10 protein-coding genes are annotated in these 8,258 nt (G+C 57.3%); 3 read left to right on the plus strand and 7 right to left on the minus strand.

Annotation, left to right across the window (positions count from 1 at the left end; genetic code table 11):
• The 3 genes from ACOI1H_RS21870 to ACOI1H_RS21880 form a co-directional block, all read right to left on the minus strand.
• Positions 1-1,218, minus strand: a 1,218-nt coding sequence (locus ACOI1H_RS21870) for an MBOAT family O-acyltransferase (RefSeq protein WP_422440153.1), incomplete at its 3' end; no start/stop codon positions are given.
• Positions 1,219-1,551: 333 nt separating this feature from the next.
• Positions 1,552-1,962 carry a hypothetical protein gene (locus ACOI1H_RS21875; RefSeq protein ID WP_422440155.1) on the minus strand — a complete coding sequence of 137 codons (411 nt, stop codon included), beginning with the start codon at positions 1,960-1,962 and terminating at the stop codon, positions 1,552-1,554.
• A gap of 127 nt (positions 1,963-2,089) precedes the next feature.
• Positions 2,090-3,100, minus strand: coding sequence for a replication initiator protein A (locus ACOI1H_RS21880; protein WP_422440157.1), 1,011 nt, complete (start codon positions 3,098-3,100; stop codon positions 2,090-2,092).
• Between the two features lie 335 nt (positions 3,101-3,435).
• Here ACOI1H_RS21880 and ACOI1H_RS21885 point away from each other — a divergent pair, with 335 nt between their 5' ends.
• Positions 3,436-3,696: a CopG family ribbon-helix-helix protein gene (locus ACOI1H_RS21885; protein ID WP_422440159.1), complete on the plus strand. Its 261-nt coding sequence runs from the start codon at positions 3,436-3,438 to the stop codon at positions 3,694-3,696.
• Positions 3,693-4,001, plus strand: a complete 309-nt coding sequence (locus tag ACOI1H_RS21890; protein WP_422440161.1) for a type II toxin-antitoxin system RelE/ParE family toxin — start codon at positions 3,693-3,695, stop codon at positions 3,999-4,001. Before ACOI1H_RS21885 ends, ACOI1H_RS21890 begins: the two co-directional genes overlap by 4 nt.
• 5 nt (positions 4,002-4,006) lie before the next feature.
• On the opposite strand, the gene ACOI1H_RS21895 is transcribed toward ACOI1H_RS21890, so the two are convergent.
• Together ACOI1H_RS21895 and ACOI1H_RS21900 are read right to left on the minus strand one after the other, a co-directional pair.
• A complete protein-coding gene (locus ACOI1H_RS21895; protein ID WP_422440162.1) occupies positions 4,007-4,591 on the minus strand; it encodes a hypothetical protein in 585 nt (194 codons plus the stop codon).
• A 37-nt stretch (positions 4,592-4,628) separates the two neighbouring features.
• Positions 4,629-4,880 carry a hypothetical protein gene (locus ACOI1H_RS21900; RefSeq protein WP_422440164.1) on the minus strand — a complete coding sequence of 84 codons (252 nt, stop codon included), beginning with the start codon at positions 4,878-4,880 and terminating at the stop codon, positions 4,629-4,631.
• A gap of 148 nt (positions 4,881-5,028) precedes the next feature.
• Here ACOI1H_RS21900 and mobQ point away from each other — a divergent pair, with 148 nt between their 5' ends.
• On the plus strand, positions 5,029-6,186 hold the full coding sequence (gene mobQ / locus ACOI1H_RS21905; RefSeq protein WP_422440165.1) for a MobQ family relaxase: 1,158 nt from the start codon (positions 5,029-5,031) through the stop codon (positions 6,184-6,186).
• Between the two features lie 6 nt (positions 6,187-6,192).
• Here mobQ and ACOI1H_RS21910 read toward each other — a convergent pair whose 3' ends face one another.
• On the minus strand, positions 6,193-6,900 hold the full coding sequence (locus ACOI1H_RS21910) for an SGNH/GDSL hydrolase family protein (protein WP_422440167.1): 708 nt from the start codon (positions 6,898-6,900) through the stop codon (positions 6,193-6,195).
• Positions 6,897-7,883 (minus strand): alginate O-acetyltransferase AlgX-related protein, encoded by a 987-nt coding sequence (locus ACOI1H_RS21915; protein ID WP_422440168.1) that lies wholly within the window; start codon positions 7,881-7,883, stop codon positions 6,897-6,899. Before ACOI1H_RS21915 ends, ACOI1H_RS21910 begins: the two co-directional genes overlap by 4 nt.
• Positions 7,884-8,258: the final 375 nt, after the last annotated feature.

The raw sequence follows: 8,258 nt of genomic DNA on the forward strand, positions 1-8,258 counted from the left end.
TAGTACGTAGCCGTCGAAATAACGGGCGAGCGGATAAAGTGCTGCGTTAGGGCCGGTGGTCCCAAGCAGCATGGCGGACCAAAACTCTATTGCCTGACTGAAGCCGTCGGCGCGAAATGGAACCCAGCCCATGATTACTGCGCTTAGCAGGTAAAGCCGCGTAACTACGTCTGGCGTTTTAGCAAGCCAGCTTCCAAGGAAGCTGCGCTCTAGCACCAAGAATGCCCCATGCCAAACACCCCAGAAGATAAAGGTCCAAGCTGCTCCGTGCCATATACCCGTAGCGAGAAAAACTATGCCTAAATTCACATACGTGCGGATTGGCCCTTCCCGATTGCCGCCTAGGGGAATGTATAGGTAATCGCGAAACCATCTTGATAGCGTCATGTGCCATCGCCGCCAGAAATCAGTAATTGAGCAGGCGGCGTAAGGATAATTGAAGTTCTCAGGGAAACGGAAGCCGAATATACGCCCCAAGCCTATAGCCATATCGGAATAGGCCGAAAAATCAAAATAGATTTGCAGAGTATATGCCAACACGCCTAACCAAGCAGTTTCAGGTCCGAGACCTCCGGCGGGGATGGAGAATATGGTGTCTGCGGTCAGTCCCATCGGATCTGCGATGAGCGCTTTCTTGGCGAGCCCAGTTACGAAACGTTGCATGCCTGCGGCTATATCGCCTTGGCTAGTGTGTCGTTCAGTTAGTTCTGCCTCGACTTCAGAGTAGCGAACGATCGGCCCCGCGATCAGCTGTGGAAACATTGAGATGTAAAGCGCAAGCCGCAAGGGGCTACGCTGAACCTCAATGCGGCGGGCCTGCAGGTCAACTAGGTATGATAGCGCCTGAAAGGTAAAGAACGAGATGCCAATGGGTAGACCAGGAGCGATGTCGTAGGCATTAGAAACGCCAAGGTTGTCCAGAATGAAGCCTAGATATTTGAAGACAGCAAGGATGACGAGGTTGGCAGCTATGCCGAAAGCAAGCAGACCCCGCGTTCTGCCTCCGCGTACAGCTTCAGACTCTATGGCGAGGCCGAAGGCGTAGTTCAACGCGATGGAGCTCAGCAGCACCAGCAGGTGCTTTGGATCGCCCCAAGCATAGAAGACCAAGCTCGCGGCAAGCAACAGGTGATTACGCCAGATGCCTCGCACCGCCAAATAGGCCATGAGACAGGCGGGCAAAAAAAGGAAAAGGAACGTGGGTTCGGAAAAAACCATTTATAAGATTCTTATGCCAGATTTTATCTGTGCAGCAATAGGGTCATGAAGCATGCATTTTTCAACGGATAATGACGTTTTTGTAAAAAACATATAGATACAAAGCCTTGCTGCTGTAATTTTTTAGTATCTTATTGCCGTAAAATAATTTCCGCACGGGGAAAATTGAAATTAAGATAACTTTAGCTAATTTCGCAAGCCCGCAACTCATAAATGTTCAAAAACGCTCGTTTTCGGTACTTTTTGCCGTCTTGGGGTGGATCACTGAGTTAGACCTGCCAAAACACCCTGCCAAACTATGAGGGTTTTTGAAGGTTTGTGGCATGTCTGTAGCTATGTTGATCGCAGGAATCTAAACAAACCACGCTTTGCCCCCTGCCCCGTCCGTTGATCGGTCAACATTGCGGTCAACTGGCGGCGTTCTTCGCCCTCGCGGTCAAGGCGTTCGCGAAGGTCTGCCACAGTCTCAGCCATGTTTTCAGATAGGGTGTTTGCGGCTTTAAGCTCGGCGCGTAACCGTTCAATTTCAATGCGGTTTTCGTGGTCAGGAGTGGAGGTAAGTGTCGGTTTTTCTGACTGGTCAACGGTGGTCAGGGGGAACGCTCTATGTAGTTCAGACGGATCAATTTCGTACCGTCCTTGAGCATCTTTTGGAGCACTTAATCGCCCGTCTTTTATGGCTTTTAGAACTGTTGCCTTTGCCTTGCGACAGGACTTGGCCGCTTCATTCAGTGTCATGGTCATGCCCGGTTTTCCTCGTGGTCATTATTGGTTTTCTTGACTGCTCATGACCAGTCAGTGTGACCAGTGTGTCACGATTTCTAAACTACGCAAACCATCGCAGAAAAGGCGTATTTCTGCATCGTAGGAGCTATCTTAAGCTGTTCTGTTTTCCGCAGTAGGCCACGAAGGCGGCACCCGCATTTTTCGGCGGGTTCCCTTTGGCCGTTTCTGCCTGCGCAAAGGCCAGCCAATCAGCTCGAAGGGCATGGTAGTCCCGACCCTTTTCCCTCGCCAAAGCGCGCGCCTTTTCCTCGGCCCAGTCAGGCAGGATAATTGCGGGCGCGATCTGTGTTTTCGTAGTACGGGGCCGGAAAATCACGAGATCATCGCCCGTCAACTCGATTCGATAGAAAGGCGTGTGATCGTCGGCGATGATCTGGCGAAGGTTGAGTCGAAACTTCTTGAGGGGGGCGTTGCTACCAGTCTTTTCCTGAAGTTTAGCGAGGCCGATCTGCCACTTTGGCTGACCCCCACAGTGCTTACGACCGATCTCATACAAGCGTCGTTCAAGCGGACGACGGAGGCGAAAATAATCGTTTGAGATTGTTACGACTTCATCGCCTTCGATTGCGCGCATCACCCAGTCGGACAGGATGACCTCGCAGTAGTCGAGTCGCCATTTTCCCTCGCCCTTCATGACAAACCCGCTGCCTGATTCAATCAGGCTGAAAAATCGTGTTTCTCGTCTGTTCCCTGTCTGAATATCGGTTTGGAAGGTTGTGCCGATGAGCCGTTGAAAGGCTTGCTCCAGTCGCTGATATTCGACCCCACCCGTCTTGCGGTTGGTGGTAATCATCAGTTCGCGGGCGCTAAAACGAACTCGCTTGCCGATCTTCTCGCCCCGGTTCTTGCGGTGCATGAGCTGGCTCACGCAGAAAATCAGAATGTCTTTGTCGAAGATTGTGGGCAGACCTACCCCGGACGGCACGATTTTTAATCGGTTGTCGCCGCCACGGTATTCGAGGTGCCGCATGTCTGGTTTGGTGGCGAGCGAGAACAGCGGATGCTCCATCGAAGCCATGTCGTCCTTTGGTACGACATCTGAAATGTCGAGGATGAAGAAATCCTTTTGGGGATGTCTGTCGGGTAGAAGGGGCATCTAAGTCGCCTTGGATAAATTCGTTAGATCAGGAACCAGCATCAGGTAGCGCATCAAGCTCGTCAAGTTCGTTATATCAGGACCCAACTTTGAGCGAAGTTAGTTCGTTAGTTTCGGAACCTAAGTTCGTTAGTTTCGGAACCTAAGTTCGTTAGTTTCGGAACCGACGTGTCAATTTATGTACTATAAAACAGTATTTTACAGGCTGTTTTTGGGCCCGTAACATACTCCGTAGGTAACACTATTAACACTAGGCTTTTTGCTTGATCCAATATTTACGAAAACCTTGAGGCAGTGTATGTGTTCAGATGTACACATGCTCAGAGGGTGATGAGATGACCGCCAGCACCACACTGACGATCCGGCTCGATCCGCAGCTTAAGGCGAAGCTGGGGAGATTGGCAGACGGAACACGTCGCAGCCGATCCTTTCTGGCGGCAGAGGCGGTAGAAACCTACGTGGACCGTGAACTGGCGATCATCGAAGGCATCGAGCACGGTCTAGCGGACGTAGAGGCCGGTCGGACGGTGAGCCATGACGACGCGATGGCCTCCATACGGCGCAAAATCGATGCGGTATCCGGCGGGGCGGCGTGAGGCGACCGGTCCGTTGGTCCACCGATGCTCTTGCCGACCTTACTGATCAGCTGGCCTACATCGCATCTGAGAATCTCACAGCTGCCCGCCGTGTTGCTGATGCTGTGGACCGCACGGCAATGGCCCTTGGCGAAATGCCGACCGGGCGCACCGGGCGGGTGACGGGCACCTATGAAAAATCCGTGACGGGTCTGCCCTACGTCATCGCCTATGCGCTCATGCCGCACAACGGTGTGGAGGCTGTCGCAATCGTACGGGTAATCCACACGTCCCGTGACTGGCCTGACGAGGGATGGCCACAGTAACGGGTTCACTGCGCCACGTTTTCCCAAACCACGCATCCACGCCGCTGAACGTCCTCGTTCGTGTAGTGCTGACCGTTGAGGATATCGCAATCTGGCCCATGTGCGTTGATCTTGAGCGCGTCTCGAGCATCCCAAAGAATTTCGTACCTGTTCGCCGGTCCTATCGCAAAGAAGCCCACAGCGCCACAGAGCGCCGCTATGAGGGCCATCACGCCCACTCTGCGCCACTTGCCCGCCTGATGGGCCTCCATGACGCCCAGGAGCCGCTCTGTGGCGCTGTGGAAGGTTCTGCTGGCGTCCTGTTGAGCCTCAGCTGCCGCGCTGACCTTGTGCGAGAGGCCGACAGATACGTCCCGCATTTCGCGTGCGGCCTCTCCGGCGGAATTCAGGGCTGCGCGATCCTCCCGCATGGCCTTGTCCAGGATGGCGGAAATTTTCTTACCGTTCGCTTCCCAGTCGGTGTTTTTGACGACTGTCGCCATGTAGGTGCGGGCCTCCTTCACGGAGGCCGCCGTTGCCGCCGCCTGATGCTGCACGTCGATCAGCGTGGTGGTGTTCTCTGCCGTGACGGAGACGAGGGCTTCCAGCATTTCGTCCTGGGGCGTGGGGGCGGCAGGGTTTGTCCGATCAGCCATTGCGTGCTGCCTTTCTGTCGAGATCTGCCAGAAGCGGCTGAATGTCTTTGACGTCGAGATCCCGTGTCACCCGTTCGCGGAGCAGGCCCGCCAGCTTTGCTGCGGCCTCGGGGCTTTCCATGGCGGCTTTGACGACGACAGCGCCTGCGATGATCTTCACACGGGTGTCGGTGGATTTTTTCTTTGACTTGAGGCGGGAGAGCTTGTCCTGAGCGGATGCAATCTGCTGGTCTATGGTCTTCATTGCGTGCTCCTTAGGGTTGTGCTCTGGTAGCAAGCGCCGAGGTGTGGGTAAAGGGCTGGTAGCACGAAGTGCTCACCTATACGTCGCAAGCGACGTGTGAGCGAAGGACCGCTGCGCATCCTTTCGAAACCAAGCCAAGAGGGCGATCATGGCGATTTATCATTTTGATGCCTCTGTGATCTCCCGCAGCAAGGGGCGGTCCGCGACCGCCGCGAGCGCTTATCGCGCTGCAGAGCGTGTCGTCGATCTGCGCACCGGCGAGGTGCACGACTACACCCGCAAAGACGGCGTCCTGCACACCGAGATCCTTGCCCCCGAGCACGCGCCGGACTGGGCGCGCGACCGGGCGTCGCTGTGGAACGCCGTCGAGGCGGTCGAGCGGCGCAAGGATGCGCAGGTCAGCCGCGAGGTGCGCGTGGCCCTGCCTTCCGAGCTGACGCCGGAACAGAACCGCGATCTGGTGCGCGGGTTCGTTCAGGCGCAGTTCGTCGCCCGCGGCATGGTCGCTGACATCGCCCTTCACGCCCCGGGGCGTGAGGGCGACCAGCGGAACCATCACGCGCATATCATGCTGACCACCCGCGAGATTGGCGCGCAGGGGTTCGGAGCCAAGAACCGCGACTGGAACGCCAGGGAGCTGCTGGTAGACTGGCGCTCGTCCTGGGCCGATCACGTCAACCACACCCTTGAGCACTGCAATGTCCACGAGCGGGTCGATCACCGCACGCTGGAGGCGCAGCGCGAGGAGGCGCTTGAGCGCGCCTATGCGGCCGAGCGCAACGGCGACGAGCGGGTCCACGTCGCGGAGATGGCGCGGGCCGTGGAGCTGGACCGCCCGCCCCTGCCCGACGTCGGTGCCCGTGGGTGGAGCATGATGCGGCGCGGGATCGCCACGCCGGCTTCCGATCGCTGGCAGGAGGTGCGCGAGATCGGCCTTCAGGTCCGCGAGGTGGCCCTGGAGTTCCAGGCGCAGGCCCGCGAATGGCTGGAGCGGGCGCTGGACCGGGTGCAGGAGCGCGCGGCGGCGCTTGGCTTCACCCGCGCCCCGGAGACGGCGCTGGAGCGGCTACAGGCTGCCCGCGCAGCGCGTGGGAAGGAGCAGGAGCCGCAGAGCGCCCTTGAGCGGTTACAGGCCGCGCGAGAAAGCCGGGGTGAGGACCGGAGTGTTGAGATCGAGCGCAACGTCGAGAGCGCCGGGGCGGACCTGACGGAGCAGGACCGGGAACGGCAGCGCGTGCTGGAGCGCGAACGGGTTCTAGAGCGGCAGCGAGGTATTGAGAGGGAGGGGCCGGATTATAGCATTTAATCGGGGTCAGCGCAGTGCCGCGGCAACCTCGTCGGCAATTTTGGCGGACCAAAGCGCATAGGCTGCTGGCGTTAGGTGCACGCCATCGTGCGTCATCGCTTCCATTAATCCATCAGCGTCGACGGGTAGAATATTAGACAAGTCGATCAGCCGTGTTCCAGTTTGGGCAGCCGCAACTGCGCGGGCTGCTTCCGATAGGGCGGTTGCTGTCGTCGCCGCCGACCCCCGCGTGGTAGGCAGTAATTGCCTGCGCATCGGTGGAACCGTCGCCACTAGTATTCGGGCCTTAGGCCAGCGCGCCGCCATTGCTTCGACCAATGTGGTCAACTCATACTCGAATGTCGCTGGGTTTACTGCTGATCCCGCTTGGAGCACCTCTACCGCACCGAACCCCAGTAAAATTGCGTCTGGGTCAATGACGGGTAAGGTAGGGACGAGATTGATTGCTGCTCGTGCAGTTAGCCCCTGGCGGGCGCAATTAATCGGTAGAGTAAGCCCTAGATTCCAATTGCCATCGTAGATTTGGCTATTCCCGAACATCAATATCGAGGCACCGTAGTGGTGAGCCTCTGCTAGAGTTGGGGCGCTCGGTCGGCAAACTAGCGGCGAAGAGGCTACTGAGATTGATGAGCGAAAACTGCCTGTGCTTAGCCCGAATGCAATGCCAAAAGAGATAGCCAGAGCTACTGGGGCGAGGACGCGAAGCCCAATCATTCGCCGCGCAGCATTTGCGCAGGATCAGCGGATTGTAGTTTGCGCGCTACCATAATCCGGATTGTGATGTCGGGGCGTATCTCATCGACTAGCGCCATATCTACCGTGTCGTTCCACACAAAATCGACTTGGCGGAAGATTTGGACTAACCGCGGCGATGCGGCCATACCAAAGCTGTCCATGAACACCAGCGCGTGGTTGGCTGGGGCCAAAGGATTATGGCAGGTGAAACGAGCTGTCGGCAGGGGGTCGATTGAAGCTAGCTCCACCGCTGCGCCTTCAGGCGTTGCGCACGACAGTCTTGCCGGGCGAGGGATGCGCGGGGCCAGGTCATTGATTTCGTCTTGTTGGCCGATCATTCGTGCGAGATCTCCACCGTGGTCTGCCCTTTCTGGTGAGGTGAGCGGTGGTAGTCCGGGCGTTGGCTCCAGTAAGGGCGCGAGATTTGCGTCCATGGCAAGTGCTGCGCCGAACTCAGTCCAGTGAGTATCTGTCCGATGATAGAGGCTGGCATCCTGATTAGTTCGGCGGATTTGCGCAAAGTAACGGGCGAGATCAACGGGGTGTGGACCAGAGAGGTCTTGGAGTTGCGCTACAATGACGGATACCCGAGGCGTCGATGCCAGAGTAAGCCAAGGTGGTAAGAGCTCGGGCAGCACGGTATTCTTGTCGGGGGCAATGATTTGAATCAGTGGTACATTGCGCGCGGCGAAGGCCGCATCCATGGCGTTAAATAGCGCTAGCCAAGCTGTGTCAGATGCCCGCGGCGCTGGCGTTGCTCCTTGGGCACCGGCAACAGCGGCATCGTCACCGAGGAACAGCGTCTTGTTTCGTCCGACCAGCACTTTTGGATAAGGCGAATGGCCGAATAACCTAAGCTTGGCCTCGGCGTTTAGTGCGATAAATCGTTCTTTCAAAGCGTAGCGTTCAGCCACGTAATATTTTGCCGCGCCAGGGAACGCAGCCAGCGCATCAAGGCTCAAAGGTGTAGCCGGTGTCGGCGCGGTCCGTTCCTCGCGCGGCGATCCTGGCCCGTCGAACATCTCAACTACAGTGGATAGCCCGATCCCGGTCAAAACCGCTAGCATGAGCGTCGCTGAGACAAAGGCACTGCGGCGGCCGGGAGATGCAGTGTCACGCGAGATGTGGGGGTTGCTGGGTGCCATAGTTCAAAACCGGAAATAAATGAACGGACTGTAGGAAGCGGCGCCAAGTGAGATTACGGCGGCGAGGAATAGCGGCCAAAGGGTGCAGATACGTAGGACCGCAACAGTGGGCCCTGACAAGCGGCTTCGAGCGTTGCTCGCGAGCCAAGGTGCGATAGGGGCGGCGAAGACTGCGCCAATCAGCATCACCGT

Origin of the sequence: Loktanella sp. DJP18 (genome assembly GCF_049310965.1) — a bacterium.
GTDB lineage: Bacteria > Pseudomonadota > Alphaproteobacteria > Rhodobacterales > Rhodobacteraceae > Loktanella.

What these genes read in the sequence shown, in the direction of transcription:
- ACOI1H_RS21895 (WP_422440162.1), bottom strand. Translation starts at nt 4,591, where the DNA reads ATGCTGGAAGCCCTCGTCTCCGTCACGGCAGAGAACACCACCACGCTG.
- ACOI1H_RS21900 (WP_422440164.1), bottom strand. Translation starts at nt 4,880, where the DNA reads ATGAAGACCATAGACCAGCAGATTGCATCCGCTCAGGACAAGCTCTCC.
- ACOI1H_RS21910 (WP_422440167.1), bottom strand. Translation starts at nt 6,900, where the DNA reads ATGATTGGGCTTCGCGTCCTCGCCCCAGTAGCTCTGGCTATCTCTTTT.
- ACOI1H_RS21885 (WP_422440159.1), top strand. Translation starts at nt 3,436, where the DNA reads ATGACCGCCAGCACCACACTGACGATCCGGCTCGATCCGCAGCTTAAG.
- ACOI1H_RS21880 (WP_422440157.1), bottom strand. Translation starts at nt 3,100, where the DNA reads ATGCCCCTTCTACCCGACAGACATCCCCAAAAGGATTTCTTCATCCTC.
- mobQ (WP_422440165.1), top strand. Translation starts at nt 5,029, where the DNA reads ATGGCGATTTATCATTTTGATGCCTCTGTGATCTCCCGCAGCAAGGGG.
- ACOI1H_RS21875 (WP_422440155.1), bottom strand. Translation starts at nt 1,962, where the DNA reads ATGACCATGACACTGAATGAAGCGGCCAAGTCCTGTCGCAAGGCAAAG.